Here is a 16,394-nt window from a genome sequence, read left to right on the forward strand (position 1 = left end):
GCAACGCAGGCAGGTGCTTCCCAGGTGACGCGCTGAGGGCTATCTTGGCGACTGATGACTGGGTGATCTATCCACTTTTACCACTTACCAATGCACCAAAAGAGTGCAGTCAGGATATTGCGTGACAACCGCCAATGCGATGCAGGTTCAGGCGTTTCACACCACCGACGTCACTGAGCAAGTGCGTGCCACCCCTGGCTGGCAGCAGCAATACCGGCAGATGTCCCCGGGGCATTTCAATGGTGAGCTGCGCAGCCTGGGCCTCGATGGCGTGCAGGTGTACGAGGAGCGCCTCAATACCCGGGTAGAGCAGTTTTTCCGTGCGCCGCCGGGGTCCCTCACGTTCTGTTTCGACCGCAGCGATGACAGCCTGTACCTGCTGAACGAGCACAGCCGCAACATTTGGATCACGCCAGAGAACTACCAGGAGGTAGCAGTGGTGTTCGACCAGGCCTTCCTGGCGCAGCAGGGGCTGCACCCATCGCGGCTGGACGGCCTGTACATGATGCCGCTGGGCAGCAGGCAGAACGCGTTGTTCGGCAGTTGGCTCAGTGCCACATTGCGGCAACTGGCCGAAGCGGGCTGCCCGCACCAGGGCCAGGCCCTGGCGCCGCAATTGCTGGAGGACTGCCTGTTCATTCTGGACAACGCCTGCCAGCGCCTGCAGGGCGCGGCCCTGGGCCGGCGTGACGAGGCGCGGGCGATCATGCGTTCGGTCAGTGAATGGGCAGCCGATTGCCCTGAAGAAACGCTCAACCTGGTGGAGCTGGCAGACGTGGCCGGGGTGTCGCTGCGCCAGTTGCAACAGGCGTTCCGCGCATTTACCGGTATGCCACCTGCACAATGGTTGCGCTTGCGCCGGCTCAATGGCGCCAGGCGTGACCTGCTGCGTGACAGTGGCGTCACGGTGGCAGAGGTCGCCATGCGCTGGTCGTTTTGGCATTTAGGAAGGTTTTCAGAGAGTTACAGGCAGTTGTTCAAGGAGTTTCCAAGCGAAACGTTGAAGCGGGTGAGGGTGGGGATGGCCTGACATTGGCCTGCATTCCCCCCTGAAAATTGCTATGGTGCCGCCCTGATCAACCCGAGGTGCCGATGTTCTATCTGCCTTTGTCCGGCGAACAGGCTGACCGCCTCGCCAACGACACCCCTGCCCACTTCCTGGCCACGGCCTCGCTGCTTCAGGCTGCGGCTGCCGTGTTCGTGCAGAACCTGCCGCGCCAGCCGGCTACTGCCACAGCAGACGCACAAGAGCGCAGGTTTGCCGAGGTGGTGCGTATCGCCAGCCAGGTCGAGGCCGCCGCACCTGGGCGTTTTCAAGGCCAGGTGCAGCAGCAGTTCGACCGCGAGGCGTTTGCCATGGGCCTGGGCATGCTGGGCGAGAATGGCATCGCCCTGCTGGCGGATGATGTGCCCTGCAGCGCCGACGAACTGCTCGATGAGCAGGGTGAGTGGCGGTTCCAGTTCGCCGACCTGTATCGCCAGCGTGTGACACCGCTGCACCCCGTGTACCTGCCAGCCCTGGCCAGCGACCTGATGCTCAGTGACCAACAGAATCGGCTGCTGCGCGAGTTCCTCAGTGGCGTCGACGAATCGGTCGCCGTGCAGGGCTTCGCCGGTACCGGCAAGACCTTCCTGATCCATCAGTTCGCCCGCCTGCTGGACCCCAAGCGCACCCTCCTGCTGGCTTTGACCGAAGGCCAGTTGCGCGCATTGCAGGCACGGGTGAAGGATGCCGCTGCGTACACCGCGCTCACCTTCGGGCAACTGGCCGACGAGCTACTCAACCGCGACCTCACCAGCAATGGCTTCCGCCTGCGTGACGCCTACCGCACCAAACGGTCCTGGCGCCCCCAGGAGGCTCAGGTGGTGCGTTGGTTGGGGATTCCCGACATCGGCCCGCTGGCCGCCCGCGACGTGGTTGCGCTGTGCATAAGGGCGGTACGCACCTTCTGTTACAGCGCCGACAGCCAGCTGCAACTGCAGCACCTGCCCTGGGCCGGGGCGGGCACCACGCCTCTGGACCAGGAAGTGCTGCTGGAAAAGGCCCGCCTGTACTGGCAAGAGCTGATACGCCCATCGGCGCGGGACATCCAGCTGCCCCTGCGCGACTACCACCGGATCAAGTTGTTGTCGCTCACTGGCTACATGATTGATTCACGCTACACCCACGTTATCGTCGATGAGGCCCACGAGCTGTCCGCGCCCATGCTGGCTGTGCTCGACCGCACTCCGCAGTCGGTCATCGCGCTGGGCGACGAGTTGCAGAACCTCAATGGCCTCAGCCCGCACCATGGCGGTTTCATCCGCCAGCGCTACATCGACCATTCGCTGCGTGCGGGCCCCGCCATGGACAACGTGCTCAACCCGCTCATTCAGGCGCACCCGGCGTCCATCCAGGCCGCGTTCAGCGGCAGTGCCGAGCACTACACCCGCGTCAGCTTCTTTGACACCGTGACGGTACCGGAGCAGCCCACCGCCTTGATCGTCGATGACGAATGGGGGCTGTTCGGCTGGTTCCAGCGCCTGACCCACCAGGGCGTACCCTTTGTGCTGCTGCCAAGTGCGCGCAAGGATTTCGAACTGTTCGTCGAAGACTGCATCGAGCTGTACCGCCATGGCACACGCCCGCGCCACCCCATGCTGTTCCGCTATGCCAGCTGGCAGGCACTGGCCCAGGACAAGGGCGACGACAAGGCGTTCATCGCGGTGCACAACATGCTGGGCAAAGGCTACACCCCAGCGCATTTCGCCAAGGCCAAAAGCCGTTACCGCTGGGACAAGGCGCCCACGTTGTTCCTGGGCCGGGTGCGGGATGTGAAAAACAGGGAGTTCGCCCGGGTGATGGTGTCGCCGGAGCTGATGGTGCCCCCGCAGGTGGCGGGTAATCGCCATGAGCGGGCACGCATGCTGGCGGGGTTGTACACCGCCTGCTCGCGCGCCCGGCACGAGTTGATCGTGCCAGGTGGGATGCTGGACTGGGTCAAGGACCAAGTTCGCGATTGAACATCAGGGGCTGTGCCACAGCCCCTGATGGAGAGGTCAGTTGCGGTCCAGCCAGACGGTTTGCGCGTTGGTGAACTCACGCACGCCGAAGTGTGACAGTTCACGGCCAAACCCGCTTTTCTTCACCCCGCCGAACGCCACGCGGGGGTCGGACGCGCAATAGCCGTTGATGAACACCGCGCCGGTATCCAGGGCCGTGGTCATGCGCTCGGCCAAGGCGTAGTCGGCGGTGTAGATGGTCGATGCCAGGCCAAAATCGCTGTCGTTGGCCAGCTCCACCGCATGTTCCGCATCGCGGGCCGTGATAATGGCGGCCACCGGCCCGAACAGCTCCTGCTTGAAGGCAGTCATGTCCCGGGTGACGTCGCCCAGTACGGTGGGCGCATAGACGTTGGCAACGCCTTCTACCTTGCTGCCGCCCAGCAACAGCGTGGCGCCCTCCGCCAGGGTAGCTTGCACCTGGCCGTCCAGCTCATCACGCAGGTCGTAGCGGGCCATCGGCCCGACGTAGGTGTCGTCCTGCAGCGGGTTACCGACCTTGAGTGCGCGGGTAGCTTCCACGAACTTGCGGGTGAAGGCATCGGCGATGCCCTGTTCCACGATCAGGCGCTTTGCAGCCGCGCACACCTGGCCGGTGTTCTGGTAGCGGCCGATCACGGCGGCCTGCACGGCAGCATCCAGGTCGGCATCGGCCAGTACGATAAACGGGTCGGAACCGCCCAGCTCCAGCACGCACTTCTTCAAGGCAGCACCGGCTTGTGCGCCGATGGCCATGCCGGCACGCACGCTGCCAGTCAGGGTGACCGCGGCGATACGCGGGTCGTTGATAGCGCGGGTAACACCGTCCGGGGTCACGTTCAGCACCTCGAACACGCCATCGGGCAGGCCAGCATCCTTGAACAACTTGCCCAGCAGGTAGGCGCTGCCCATCACGTTCGGGGCGTGCTTGAGGGCATAGGTGTTGCCGGCCAGAATGGCTGGCACGGCGCCGCGCAGCACCTGCCAGATAGGGAAGTTCCAGGGCATCACAGCCAGGATCGGCCCCAGCGGGCGATACTCTATACGGGCCTTCTCAACTTGGGTCGGTTCCGGGGCCAACATGGCCGGGCCGTGCTCGGCGTACCAGCGGCACAGGCCGACGCACTTGGCCACCTCGCCACGGGCCTGGGTGATCGGCTTGCCGATCTCACGGCTGATCATCTGGGCGAAGGTTTCTGCCTGGCGTTCCAGTGCGTCACCCAGCGCCAACAGGTATTCGCTGCGCTCTGCCAGCGATACCTGGCGCCAGTGCGCATAACCCACCTTGGCACGTTGCAGCGCCGCTTCCAGTGCGGCGTCGTTGTCGAACGGGTAGGCACCGATCTGCTCGCCGGTGAACGGGTCGAGGGAGATGGCGTGGGTCTGGCTGCTGATCGCACTCATGGCAAGGATCTCTCGCTGTTATTAGGCAGTGGAGCCAGACTAGCGGGCTAGGGGTTTAATGAAAACTGAATAATAATGAGCGAAACATTCACGTTTGGAGAATGCAGTGGACCTCGTGCAACTGGAAATTTTCAAGGCTGTGGCGGAGCAGGGCAGCATCAGCGCTGCCGCCCAGCACATTCACCGTGTGCCGTCCAACCTCACCACACGTATTAAGCAGTTGGAAGAAGACCTGGGCGTTGACTTGTTCATTCGGGAAAAAAGCCGCCTGCGGCTGTCACCCGCTGGCTGGAACTTCCTTGAGTACACCCGCCGCATTCTCGACCTGGTGCACGAAGCCCGTGCTGCGGTAGCGGGTGAAGACCCTCAGGGCACGTTTGCCCTGGGTTCGCTGGAAAGCACTGCAGCGGTACGTATCCCAGCGCTGCTGGCCGCTTATAACCAGCGCTACCCCAAGGTGGACCTGGACCTGTCCACCGGGCCCTCGGGCACCATGCTCGAGGGGGTGCTGTCGGGGCGGCTGGTGGCTGCATTTGTCGATGGCCCCATACTGCACCCCACGCTCGAGGGGATGCCGGTGTTCGAAGAGCAAATGGTGATCATCTCGCCACTCAACCACCCACCGGTCACCCGGGCCCAGGATGTGAATGGCGAAAGCATCTACGCCTTTCGCGCCAACTGCTCCTACCGGCACCACTTCGAGAACTGGTTTGTGCAGGACCAGGCGGTGCCAGGCAAGATCCACGAGATGGAGTCCTACCACGGCATGCTGGCGTGCGTCAGTGCAGGCGCAGGGTTGGCCATGATGCCGCGCACCATGCTGGACAACATGCCCGGGTGCAGCACCGTGAGCGCATGGCCCATGTGTGAAGACTTCCGCTACCTCAAAACGTGGCTGGTGTGGCGGCGGGGCACCGTGTCGCAGAGCCTGAGCGCATTTGTGAAATTGCTTGAGGAAAGTAGTACAACCAGCTGATATGAATGAATTATTTTTCAAACATCAGGTCTGGTGGCTTGGCCACTCGTTCCTCAGGGAAGTTTTTTGGCGTCAATGATGGCATTTTCCTTTCTTCTTCCTGAACAAGTGGACAATAATCAGGAAAGTATTACTTGTTGTGACCAAAAAAAGCTTAAGGGTCACCCCATATTTCGAGGGGCCAAAGCCCCCGTTTGCCGTGTACACCATCAGGAGATGTCGTTGATGAAAACCCGTATTGCAGCGTCGCTCGCCGCCGCCTTGCTGGCTTTTGCGGGGGCCAACCTGGCCCAGGCCGCGCAGATTTCCGGCGCTGTAGGCGCGACCAGCCAAGGCGACATGACCTACCGCATCGGCTTGTCCTTCGACTGGGACAAGAAGTGGCTAGAGAGCAGTGTCGGCCACCTGACCGGCTACTGGGATGCCGGCTACACCTACTGGGAGGGCGGTGACGCCAGCGGCGCGCACTCCCTGTCGTTCGCCCCGGTATTCACCTATGAATTCAGCGGCTTCACCTACACCCCTTACATCGAGGCGGGCATCGGCATCGCGGCCTTCTCCAAGACCAACGTGGGTGACCAACACCTGGGTTCGTCGTTCAACTTCGAAGACCGCATCGGCCTGGGCCTGAAACTGCCGTCGGAGCAGAAGGTCGGCATCCGTGCCATTCACTACTCCAACGCCGGCATCAAGCAGCCCAACGACGGCATCGAGTCGTACTCGCTGTTTTACAGCAAGGGCTTCTGATAGCAGCAGGCCTGTGGGTGGGCTCGCTGCCCACAGGCCTGGCGCACCTTAGAACGTGTAGGAAACCCCCGCCTGCAACGTACGCGGTGCCCCCGGGTACACGTAGCTGTTGAATGAGCCTTCGTCGTAGCCTTTGTTGAACACGTTCTTCAAGTCCAGGTTCACACGTACGTGTTCGTTGACCTTGTAGAAGCTCAGCAAGTCGACCACGTTGTAGCGCTCCATGGTGTACGTGGTTGCGGCAGTCTGCCCGGCGCGGTCATCCACATATTTCACACCCACACCCAGCCCCAGGCCCTTGGCCACGCCGTCCTGGAATTCGTAGGTGTTCAGCAGGCTGAAGGTGTTGCGCGGAATGTTGGCCAGTCGCGTGCCCGACGGCAGGGTGGTGTCCTTGGTGACCTCGGCATCCACATAGGAATAGCCGCCGATTATCCGCCATTCGGGGGTCAGGTTGCCGGCCACGTTGATATCCAGGCCACGGCTGCGGACCTCACCGGCCGCTACCTTGAAGGTGCCCGTCGGGTCGTTGGGATCGTTGGCCAGCACATTTTCCTTGACGATATGGTAGATCGCAGCGTCGACGCTGAGCTGCCGATCCAGCGCTTCCCACTTCACGCCCAGCTCGTAGGACTTGCCTTTTTCCGGGTCGAAGCCACTGCCGCCACTGGCAGGGGTGCCGGTGTTGGGTTTGAACGAACGCGCCGTGTTGGCATACACCGCCACAGTGTCAGTCAGGTCGTAGAGCAGGCCCAGACGGGGTGTGACGCCATTTTCGCCCTTGCTGAAATCGCGGTTGGTCGGCAGCTTGTCGTCGTAGTCATGCTCGAAGCGCTCGAAGCGTACGCCGGCCAGGGCCTTCAGGCGGTCGGTGAGGGCAACCTGGTCCTGGATGAAGAACGCCCAGGTCTGCAGGTTTTCCTTGTCCCAGGTGGTGGTGCGGGTGAGCGCGGGGCGTGGCTGGCCCAGCACGGGGTGGTAGATATCGATCGGGTAGGTGCCATCTTTCGCCGACGAGCGCTGAATGATCGAGTTGTAGTCGTAATTTTCGTACTCCACGCCGGTCAGCAGCGTGTGGCTGAACGTGCCGGTGTCGAAGTGCCCGGTCAGGTTCAATTGCCAGTCGCGGTCGGTCCACTCCAGCTTGCGGTAGTTGAAGTTGCGCTGCAGGGTATGGCCGTCGGCGGGCGCCTTGTTGGCCTCTACCGCGTTGCCCTTCAGGCTGCCGTCCAGAAACTGGAAACCACCGGCCAGGGTCCAGTTGTCGTTGAGCAAGTGCTCGAAGCGGACCTGGGCCATGTTGTTGTCGTTGTGCAGCAGGTTGTCGCTGCCTTTTTCCCAGATGTAGGTGTCACGCGAGGCGCTGCGCGTCTGCGTGGCGTATCGGGTGAGGCCACGGTCCAGCGGGTGGTTGTTGCGCATGAAGTCGCCTTCGAAGACGATCTTGGTGCTGTCGTTCACCTGCCAGCTGAGCACCGGGGCCACGTCGTAGCGCTCGCTCTGCACATCGTCGCGAAAGCTTTCACCCCCTTCACCCAGCACGTTCAGGCGGTAGGCCAGGGCGCCGTCCTGAGTCAGTGGCCCAGTGGCGTCCAGCGTGGCGCGGTGCATGCCCTGGTCATCCACCTGGGTGCCCAGGGTTACTTTCGGATCTGCCAGCGGCTGCTTGCTGACCACATTGAAGGTGCCGCCAGGGTCGCCACGGCCGTACAGGCTGCTGGCCGGCCCGCGGATTACCTCCAGGCGCTCGACGGTGTTGGCGTCTGGCGCGTTGGGGTAGCCGCGGTTGATCGGGAACCCGTTGCGATAGAACTCGCCGGTGGTAAAGCCGCGAACGGTAAAGGTGGTAAGGCCCTGGCCACCAAAGTTGTTGGCCCGGCCGACGCCGCCGGCGTAGTCCAGGCCATCCTGCAGGCGGGTGGCACCGGTGTCCTGCAGCACATCCTTGGGCACCACGCTTAGCGACTGGGGCGTGTCGTGCAAGGCGGTGTCGGTGCGGGTGGCGCTGGCTGAGCGGCTGGCCTTGTAGCCGTCCACCGGGCCATCAGCCCGCTCGCTGTCGGCGCTACCGGTGATGCTCAAGGCCTGGAGTTCGATCTGGGCCGCGTCACCTGGGGCACCCGGTGCGGCAAAAGCCAGGGGGGAAATAGCATGAAGAACACAAAGCGAAACGAACGTGCGACGCATCGACAGTACGGTCCTGAAAGAGGGCAGTGAAGTGGAAGTTATAACTGCGCCGCGAAAGTACTACGAATCATTATCAAATGCATTATTTAGTTACACGATGCCGCTTTCAGGTTAGGAGGCCCCGGCCATCCACTTGGCCAGGCCATGTCGGCCACTCACACCGAGCTTGGCGGTGGCGCGCTTGAGGTAGGTCTCCACCGAGCTGTTCTTCACATTCAGGCGCTGGGCCATTTCTGGAACGGTGCCCCCGGTGAGCAGGCCCAGGCACACTTCCTGTTCCCGCACCGACAGCCTCACCGCCTCCTTGCTCAAGCGCTCGGCAAAGGCCTGGCGCAGCGCAGTGGGTTCCGAATCGTTCGGTGCGCTACCAGGAGGGCGAATACTGTGGTCCAGTAACTGGCCGTGGTGTTCCACCAAGGGCAGCAAGGTTTCGCACAGGTTCTTGAGCTGTGACAGGTCGCCGAGGGAGAAGGCCGGCTGGCTGGGCTGCCGGTGAAAGCTGATGACCCAGCGCTTGCTCCCGCTGCAGGACACCACATGGCACTGGTGGCTGTTGTGCTGCTGGCAACTGCCGTGAGAAGCCTTGAACTCGATCAGCAGCGGGTCGTGCATCTGCCGGATGCGTTGCAGCAGCGGCTGACGCAAGCAGCGGCCACTGTGCTGCACAGGATCCAGCCCGGCGCTGCCCAGTACCTGGATAGTGCTGGGCTCGGCCTGGGGCAGGTCGAGTGTCCATTCACTGAGCTCCAGCCAATGCACGAACACCTGGGCCTGCACCAGCCGCAGCATCTGCCCGGCAAAGCCTGCGCCACCGGTGCCGGCGATGAGTTCGCCCAACTGCAGGTACAGTTGCGGGTCGGGGCGGTGTTCGCGGGGGCTGCTCAGCATCATGTCTGTTTTCCTGTAGCCAAAGGTTTGCGGCAGGTGCGCGCTCAGGCGTTCCTCGACGTTGGGGCGGATGTGGTTGGCACCTATTCAAGCCCGCCAGGGCCTGGGCGTCTGTAATGGGAATCGGGGACAGAAAATGCCATGGTCTGCCGCTGTGGAAAGGCCGGGCCGAGCGTGCGGCGACCGGTGAGATTGCAGGATGCCAGCATTTTGACGTCAGAACTGCGACGGTTGCGACCGGATCGCGACGCATACGGTATGCCGTGCGCCATCACACGCGCAGGCTTATAGCCAATGTCCTACACAACATTAAGCCAACGGCTGCAACTGGCGGGATGTCCGGGTTTAACAGGCCATACAGCGCGCAGGGCCAGTGGTTGAATCGGCGGATGATCAATCAGAAGGACCTGCCGAATCATGCCCGTCGCCGACACTTTCGACCTGACCGTTGCCCAGCAGGACATCTGGCTGGACCAGCTCAGCCACGGGCCTTCGCCGCTGTATAACATTGGCGCCTACCTGCATGTGCACGGCCCGGTGGACCAGGCACGGCTGGAGCAGGCCATTGCGCACTTGGCGCGGCTGCACGATGGGCTGCGGGCTGCGCTGGTCACCGACCAGGGCATCGCGCGCCAGTGCTTTGCCGGCGCCACGCCTGTGCGCTTTGCAGTGGATGACGTGCAGGCCAGTCAAGACCCGCTACAGGCAGCACGCGCCCTGCTACAGGGCTGGATGCAAACGCCTTTCGAACTGAGCACAGCGCCTCTATGGGGGGTGATGCTGGTGCGCATCGACGAGCATCAACACCTGTTGGCGCTCAAGGCTCACCACCTGGTGCTGGACGGCTGGGGTGTCGATCAATGGTTCAAGCAGCTTGCCCACCTGTACCGGCAGCTTGAACTGGGCCAGCCCCTGCCGGGCAGCGCACCGTCCTACACAACCTTCATCGAAGACGATGCCCGCTATCAGGCCTCTGCGCGCCACGCCAAGGACCGTGCCTACTGGCTGGCCCGGTATGCAAGCCTACCCGACCCGCTGTTGCAACCCCGCCAACAACCTGAGCACGCCCCCTCGCCGAGTGGCGCGCTGGAACTGGCGTTTGCCCCAAGCCTGCTGGCACGCATGCGCGGGCTGGCCGCGCCGCTGAACGCCTCGCCATTCCACGTATTGCTGGCCGCGCTGCACGTGTGTGTGAGCCGCACTTGGCAACGCGATGAATGGGTGGTGGGCTTACCTGTGCGCAACCGCAGCAATGCACAGTTCAAGGCCACGCTTGGGCTGTTCACGCAAGTGAGTGCATTGCGCATGGGCTTCGGTCGCGCGTTGGCGTTTGCGCCGTTGGTCCAGGGCATTGCCGAGGCGCTGAAACAGGACTTTCGCCATCAACGCTACGCCCTTAGCGCGTTGCAGCGCGAACTGGCAGTTCAACCTGGCGGGCGAGCACGGCTGTTCGAAGTGCTGGTGTCGTTTGAGGAGGACACCAACGCCCTGTGCATCGGTGACACCGCCAGCCATACCGTGATGATCAGCAACGGCCATGAACCTGCACCGCTGAGTATTCACCTGCGCTGCAACACCCACACCGGCGCCGCGCGCCTGCACCTGGTGCATGATCGCGCATGGCTGGCGGACGACGAAGTGCAGGCCCTGGCGGCGCGTCTGCTGCATGTGCTGGAGCAGGGCCTGGCCCAGCCGCAGCTGGCGGTGGCTGCGTTCGTGGTGCTGACCGAGGCAGATCAACACAGCCTGCGGCGCTGGAACGACACGGGGCGCACGCTGGCCGCAGGCGACGCGGCGTTGATCCAGCGGCGCATCGAGTGGCAGGCCAACACCCGCCCGCATACCATTGCTGCGCGCTTCGGTGAACACCAACTGAGCTATGGCGAACTGGACCGCCGGGCGACCTTGCTGGCCCAGCACCTGGCAAGCCTGGGCGTCACCCCCGAGCAGCGGGTGGCGGTGGTGGGCCAGCGCGGGCTGGACACCTTGGCAGGGCTGCTGGCGGTGCTCAAAAGCGGGGCTGCCTACGTACCGATCGACGCCACCCACCCCACAGAGCGTATTGCCTACCTGCTGCGCGACAGCGCGCCGCAGGTGGTGCTGACCTTGTCGCGCTTCAGTGAGCGCCTGCCTGCCCATGGCCGGCCGCAGATCGAGTTGGACCGGTTTGCATGGCAGGGCCAGCCCGCCGCCGGCTTCAGGTTCCTGCCGCAGTCACCCGAGCACCTGGCCTACGTCATTTATACCTCCGGCTCGACCGGGCAACCCAAAGGCGTGATGGTGGAGCAACGCATGCTGGCCAACCTGGTCGATTGGCATTGCAGCCGCTTCGACCTCGGCCCAGGTCGCCATCAGTCCAGCGTCGCCGGCTTTGGCTTCGACGCCATGGCCTGGGAAACCTGGCCGGCACTGTGCTGCGGGGCGACCTTGCACTTGGCGCCTGTGCGCGACGGCGCCGAAGACATCGATGCATTGCTGGCCTGGTGGCGTGCCCAGCCACTGGACGTGAGTTTTCTGCCAACCCCTGTGGCCGAGCACGCCTTTGCCCAAGGCCACCAGCACCCGACCTTGCGCACCCTGCTGGTGGGGGGCGACCGCTTGCGCCGTCTTGGCCGCGAGCGCGGCTACCAGGTGATCAACAACTACGGCCCCACAGAAACCACGGTGGTGGCGACGTCGGGCCTGGTGGTACCCGGCGGCCCGTTGCACATTGGCGGCCCGGTGGCCAACACCCGGCTGTACGTGCTGGATGCGCAGCGCAGCCAGCTGCCGGTTGGCGCGGCCGGTGAGTTGTACATCGGTGGCGAAGGCGTTGCCCGTGGCTACCTGAACCAGCCGCAGATGACCGCCGAGCACTTTCTGCACGACCCGTTCAGCCCGCAGCCGGGGGCGCGTATGTACCGCACCGGCGACTGGGTGCGCTGGCAGCCAGATGGTGCATTGCAGTACCTGGGGCGCAACGACGACCAGGTGAAGATCCGCGGGGTACGGGTAGAGTTGGCCGAAATCGAGGCGGCGCTGTGCAGCCACGCGGCAGTGGGCGAAGCAGTGGTCATGCTGCGTGAAGGGCAGTTGCAGGCCTGGTTCATGGCAGACCAGACGGTCGCGCCCCGCGAACTGCATGATCATCTGCGTGACCGCCTGCCCGTCGCGTTGCTACCGGCGGCCTACGTACGCGTTGCTCGCTGGCCGTTGACAGCCAACGGCAAGCTGGACCGGCGCGCCTTGCCGGCAGCAGACGAAGCGGCCAGCGTACGGCGTGAGCATGAGCCGCCGCAGGGCGAGGTTGAGTGCTGCCTGGCACAGTTATGGGCCGAGCTGTTGCAGGTTGAACGTGTGGGCCGGCGTGACCACTTCTTCGAGCTGGGCGGCCACTCGCTGCTTGCGGTGCAATTGATCGAGCGCATGCGTCAGCAAGGCCTGCAAGCCGATGTGCAGGTGCTGTTTGGGCAATCCACCCTGGCCGCGCTGGCGGCCAGCGCTCGCCCCATCGACACCGTGGCCACGCCGGCGCGCGCCGTCCCCCCGGGCTGCCAGTGCATTACCCCGCCGATGTTGCCGCTCACCTCCCTGGGCCAGGCCACCATCGACCACATCGTGGGCACCGTGCCGGGCGGCGCCGCCAATGTGCAGGAAATCTACCCCCTGGCGCCCTTGCAGCAGGGGCTGCTGTACCACCATGTGACCGATGCGCGGGACCCGTACCAGCAGCAGGCGCTGTTTGCCTTCACCACGGCCGAGCAGTTGCAGGCGTTCGCCGAGGCGCTGCAGCAGATCATCGATCGCCACGACATCCTGCGCACCAGCCTTGTCTGGGAAGGCCTGCAGGCACCCCAGCAGGTCGTGTGGCGAAACGCCCGCTTGCCGGTACAGCACTGGCACGGCCCGGCCGAGCAGTTGCGCAGCCACTTTGACCCACAGCTACAGCCGTTGTCGTTGCTGGCAGCGCCCATGATGGCCCTGGTGTATACCCAGGACGCTGCGCAAGGCCGTTGGCGAGGCCTGCTGCGCTTCCATCACCTGGTCAACGACGCGGTTTCGCTCCAGGTGCTGCTGGGCGAGCTGCGCGCCTGCATGGCCGGGCAGGCGCAGCAGTTACCGGTGCCGGTACCCTATCGCGACTACGTGGCCGTCAGCACACGCCCCGAGCGCCAGGCCGCCCATGAGGCGTTTTTCCGCAATCAGCTTGCCGAGCGCCAGCCGCAGCCACCTTTGCAAGGGTGGGGCGGGGCAACGCTGGACGAACAGGACGTGGAAAGCCGCACCCTCGACCTGCAGCCTGAACTGATCACTGGGCTGCGCCTGCAATCCCGTAGGCACGGTGCCAGCCTCGCCAGCCTGCTGCACCTGGCCTGGGCCCAGGTGCTGGGTAGCCTCGGCGGCCGCGACCAGGTGGTGCTCGGCACGGTGTTGCTGGGGCGCAGCATGGCCGGGCCCGGCGCCGACCGTGCCATGGGTATGTTCATCAACAGCCTGCCGCTGTGCGTCCAGCTGGCCGACTGCTCGCCCCAGCAGGCGCTGAGCGATACCCACGCGGGGTTAGCGGCGTTGCTTGCCCATGAAGATGCACCGTTGATCCTCGCCCAGCAATGCAGTGGCCAGCCCGCGGGCACGCCGCTGTTCGACAGCCTGGTGAACTACCGCCAGGGCGGCGTGGGCTTTGGCCAGGTGCTGCCCGGGGTGGAACTGGTGGAGGCCAGCGAAGTGCACAGCCACGGTTTGGTGCTGACCGTGGATGACCTTGGTGATGCGTTGCAACTGGCCGTGCGGGCGCCCTGTGCCCTGGGTGCACAGCGGGTACTGGGCTTTCTGCTCGAGGCCTTGGGCCAGCTCAACCACGCCCTGGCGTCCCAGAACACCGCCGGGCTGCACACGCTGTGCCCGATCCCGGAGGGCGAACTGCAACTGCTGCTGCACGGTTTCAACGACAGCGAGGACCGCAGCAGCCCTTATGGCCAGACCCTGCCTGCATTGTTCGAGGCACAGGTACACCGTACCCCCGATGCCATCGCCGTACAGGACGAGCAAGGCAGCCTGAGCTACCAATGCCTGAATGAACAGGCCAACCGGCTGGCCCATCATCTGATCGCATTGGGTGTGGGCCCGGACCGCCGGGTGGGGGTGTGTATAGAGCGTGGCATCTGCCTGATGGTGGCCTTGCTCGGGGTGATGAAGGCGGGCGGCGCCTATGTGCCGCTGGACCCGGAATACCCTGAAGAGCGCCTGCGCTTCATGCTGCAGGACAGTGAACCGCTGGCCGTGCTGGTACAGGGCGCTACCCGTGGCTTGTTCGGTAATGCGCCGTGCCCCGTGCTCGACCTGGACACTGATGGCTGGCAAGCCAGCGCAGTCGGCAACCCGCAGGTGGGGGGCCTGGGGCCCAGGCACTTGGCCTATGTGATGTACACCTCAGGCTCGACCGGCATACCCAAGGGCGTGATGATCGAACACCGCGGCCTGTGCAACCTCATGCACTGGGGCTCGCACATTCGCCCACCACGGCCGGGTGACGCGTTGCTGCAAAGGGCGCCGTGCACCTTCGACGGCTCGGTGTGGGAACTGTTCTGGCCGCTCACCGCCGGGTTGCGCCTGGTACTGGCCCGCCCGGATGGCCATCGTGACCCGGCTTACCTGGTAGCGCTGGTGCAGGCCCGGCAGGTGACGGTGGTCAAGTTCGTACCCGCGTTGCTGCACTCGTTTCTGGAACAGCCCGGCGTGGAGCGTTGCACCAGCCTGACCGACATTTTCTGTGGTGGCGGCGACCTGACCGTGGCCTTGCTGCGCAGCGTGCGCCAACGCCTGCCCAAGGTGCGGGTGCACAACGTGTACGGCCCCACCGAGGCAACGGTGGACAGCACCGCTTGGACCTTGCAGCCCCACGAACCCGTACCCGAGCAGGCGCCGCCGATCGGCAGGGCGATTGCCAATACCCGTTTGTACGTGCTCGATCAACATGATCGCCCGGTGCCGGTGGGGGCGGTGGGGCAGCTGCACATTGGCGGGGTTGGCGTGGCGCGCGGCTACCTGGGGCTGGCGCAGTTGCAGGCCGAGCGCTTCATCGCCAGCCCGTTCGTCGACGGCGACCGGCTGTACCGCACGGGTGACCTGGTGCGCTACCGGGCCGATGGCCAGCTGGATTTCATCGGGCGCAATGATTTCCAGGTCAAGTTGCGTGGCTTGCGCGTGGAGCTGGGTGAAATCGAAGCCTCCCTGGCGGCCCACCCCGCGGTGGACCAGGCGGTGGTGCTGATGCGCGACGAGCGCCTGGTGGCGTATTTCACCTGCCGCCCCGGTACGTCGGCACCCGCCCTGGCAGTACTGCGCAGCCACCTGCTGGGGTGCATGCCCGAGTACATGGTGCCCCAGGCGTTCGTGGCGTTGGCGCACCTGCCACTGAGTGCCAACGGCAAGCTGGACCGCGCTGCATTGCCAGAACCGGATGCACACGCGGTGATCAGCCGCGCCTACCACGCGCCGCAGGGGGAGGTGGAAGCAGCGCTTGCAGCGATCTGGGCCGAGGTGCTGAAAATCGAGCAGGTCGGCCGGGATGACAACTTCTTCGAGTTGGGCGGGCACTCACTGCTGGCGGTCGGCCTGGTCGCACGCATGCGCCAGGCCGGCCTGCACGTCGATGCCAGGACCTTGTTCAGCCAACCTACCTTGTCGGGCCTGGCAGCCAGCACCCGGCCGGAACAGGAGCAGGTCGTGATCCCGGCGACCACCATCCCCAGCCTGGGCAAGCGCAGGCGCCTGTGACATCTGCTTAGGCAAACCAGGCGTACACGCGCACCGGTCACGGGCGTTACTGGCCCGAAACAAACGTAGGAGCGAGCGCAGCTCGCGATGCGCCGCGCGGGCGGCGCTCGATCTTACAAGCGCCGCACCCGCCACGACGCACACCTCTCAGCGAACACCTCTCAGCGCCCATCCCATCAGGCATATCCCCCTTGTCCCCGCTTCCCATGTCAGACCGCCCAGTCACGATCCATTAGCGTGTCGGCCACTACCCATTCCAGGCAAAGCAGGATGCTTACCGATGCACTTCAGCGAACTGATGGCTGCTCTTTCCACCCGTGCGATCCGACTCCAGCGTGAAGACCAGGACCTGATCGTCCTGGGCGACGACGAAACCCTGGACGACCAGCTGTGGGAGGCGCTGTCGCGGCACAAG

General features: G+C 64.4%; 8 protein-coding genes. 5 read left to right on the forward strand and 3 right to left on the reverse strand.

The genetic code is table 11. The features are described 5' to 3' along the window. Positions 1–121 precede the first annotated feature (121 nt). Both IAE38_RS15395 and IAE38_RS15400 read left to right on the forward strand, forming a co-directional pair. Positions 122–1,030: a helix-turn-helix domain-containing protein gene (locus IAE38_RS15395; RefSeq protein ID WP_201218205.1), complete on the forward strand. Its 909-nt coding sequence runs from the start codon at positions 122–124 to the stop codon at positions 1,028–1,030. A 62-nt stretch (positions 1,031–1,092) separates the two neighbouring features. Then, on the forward strand, positions 1,093–3,003 hold the full coding sequence (locus IAE38_RS15400) for an AAA family ATPase (RefSeq protein WP_201218206.1): 1,911 nt from the start codon (positions 1,093–1,095) through the stop codon (positions 3,001–3,003). 36 nt (positions 3,004–3,039) lie between these two features. Here IAE38_RS15400 and IAE38_RS15405 read toward each other — a convergent pair whose 3' ends face one another. Then, positions 3,040–4,425, reverse strand: a complete 1,386-nt coding sequence (locus tag IAE38_RS15405; protein ID WP_201164153.1) for an aldehyde dehydrogenase family protein — start codon at positions 4,423–4,425, stop codon at positions 3,040–3,042. Between the two features lie 106 nt (positions 4,426–4,531). On the opposite strand from IAE38_RS15405, the gene ptrR reads away from it, so the two are divergent. Together ptrR and IAE38_RS15415 are read left to right on the forward strand one after the other, a co-directional pair. After that, on the forward strand, positions 4,532–5,401 hold the full coding sequence (gene ptrR, locus IAE38_RS15410; protein WP_201164152.1) for a putrescine utilization regulator PtrR: 870 nt from the start codon (positions 4,532–4,534) through the stop codon (positions 5,399–5,401). Positions 5,402–5,626: 225 nt separating this feature from the next. Further along, on the forward strand, positions 5,627–6,148 hold the full coding sequence (locus IAE38_RS15415; protein WP_028634057.1) for an acyloxyacyl hydrolase: 522 nt from the start codon (positions 5,627–5,629) through the stop codon (positions 6,146–6,148). Between the two features lie 48 nt (positions 6,149–6,196). Here IAE38_RS15415 and IAE38_RS15420 read toward each other — a convergent pair whose 3' ends face one another. Both IAE38_RS15420 and IAE38_RS15425 read right to left on the reverse strand, forming a co-directional pair. Beyond that, positions 6,197–8,335 carry a TonB-dependent siderophore receptor gene (locus IAE38_RS15420; protein WP_201218207.1) on the reverse strand — a complete coding sequence of 713 codons (2,139 nt, stop codon included), beginning with the start codon at positions 8,333–8,335 and terminating at the stop codon, positions 6,197–6,199. A 111-nt stretch (positions 8,336–8,446) separates the two neighbouring features. Then, the gene (locus tag IAE38_RS15425; RefSeq protein WP_201164150.1) at positions 8,447–9,226 is read right to left on the reverse strand and encodes a helix-turn-helix transcriptional regulator; all 780 of its coding nucleotides are present in this window, start codon (positions 9,224–9,226) and stop codon (positions 8,447–8,449) included. A gap of 414 nt (positions 9,227–9,640) precedes the next feature. Between IAE38_RS15425 and IAE38_RS15430 the strand changes: the two genes are divergently transcribed. After that, positions 9,641–15,979 (forward strand): non-ribosomal peptide synthetase, encoded by a 6,339-nt coding sequence (locus IAE38_RS15430; protein ID WP_201218208.1) that lies wholly within the window; start codon positions 9,641–9,643, stop codon positions 15,977–15,979. Positions 15,980–16,394: the final 415 nt, after the last annotated feature.

This window comes from Pseudomonas sp. S32 (assembly GCF_016648095.1).
Taxonomy (GTDB): Bacteria; Pseudomonadota; Gammaproteobacteria; order Pseudomonadales; family Pseudomonadaceae; genus Aquipseudomonas; species Aquipseudomonas parafulva.

Excerpts from the sequence above, each read along its gene's own strand:
- IAE38_RS15400 (WP_201218206.1), top strand. The coding sequence starts at position 1,093 with ATGTTCTATCTGCCTTTGTCCGGCGAACAGGCTGACCGCCTCGCCAAC.
- IAE38_RS15405 (WP_201164153.1), bottom strand. The coding sequence starts at position 4,425 with ATGAGTGCGATCAGCAGCCAGACCCACGCCATCTCCCTCGACCCGTTC.
- IAE38_RS15415 (WP_028634057.1), top strand. The coding sequence starts at position 5,627 with ATGAAAACCCGTATTGCAGCGTCGCTCGCCGCCGCCTTGCTGGCTTTT.
- IAE38_RS15420 (WP_201218207.1), bottom strand. The coding sequence starts at position 8,335 with ATGCGTCGCACGTTCGTTTCGCTTTGTGTTCTTCATGCTATTTCCCCC.
- IAE38_RS15425 (WP_201164150.1), bottom strand. The coding sequence starts at position 9,226 with ATGATGCTGAGCAGCCCCCGCGAACACCGCCCCGACCCGCAACTGTAC.
- IAE38_RS15430 (WP_201218208.1), top strand. The coding sequence starts at position 9,641 with ATGCCCGTCGCCGACACTTTCGACCTGACCGTTGCCCAGCAGGACATC.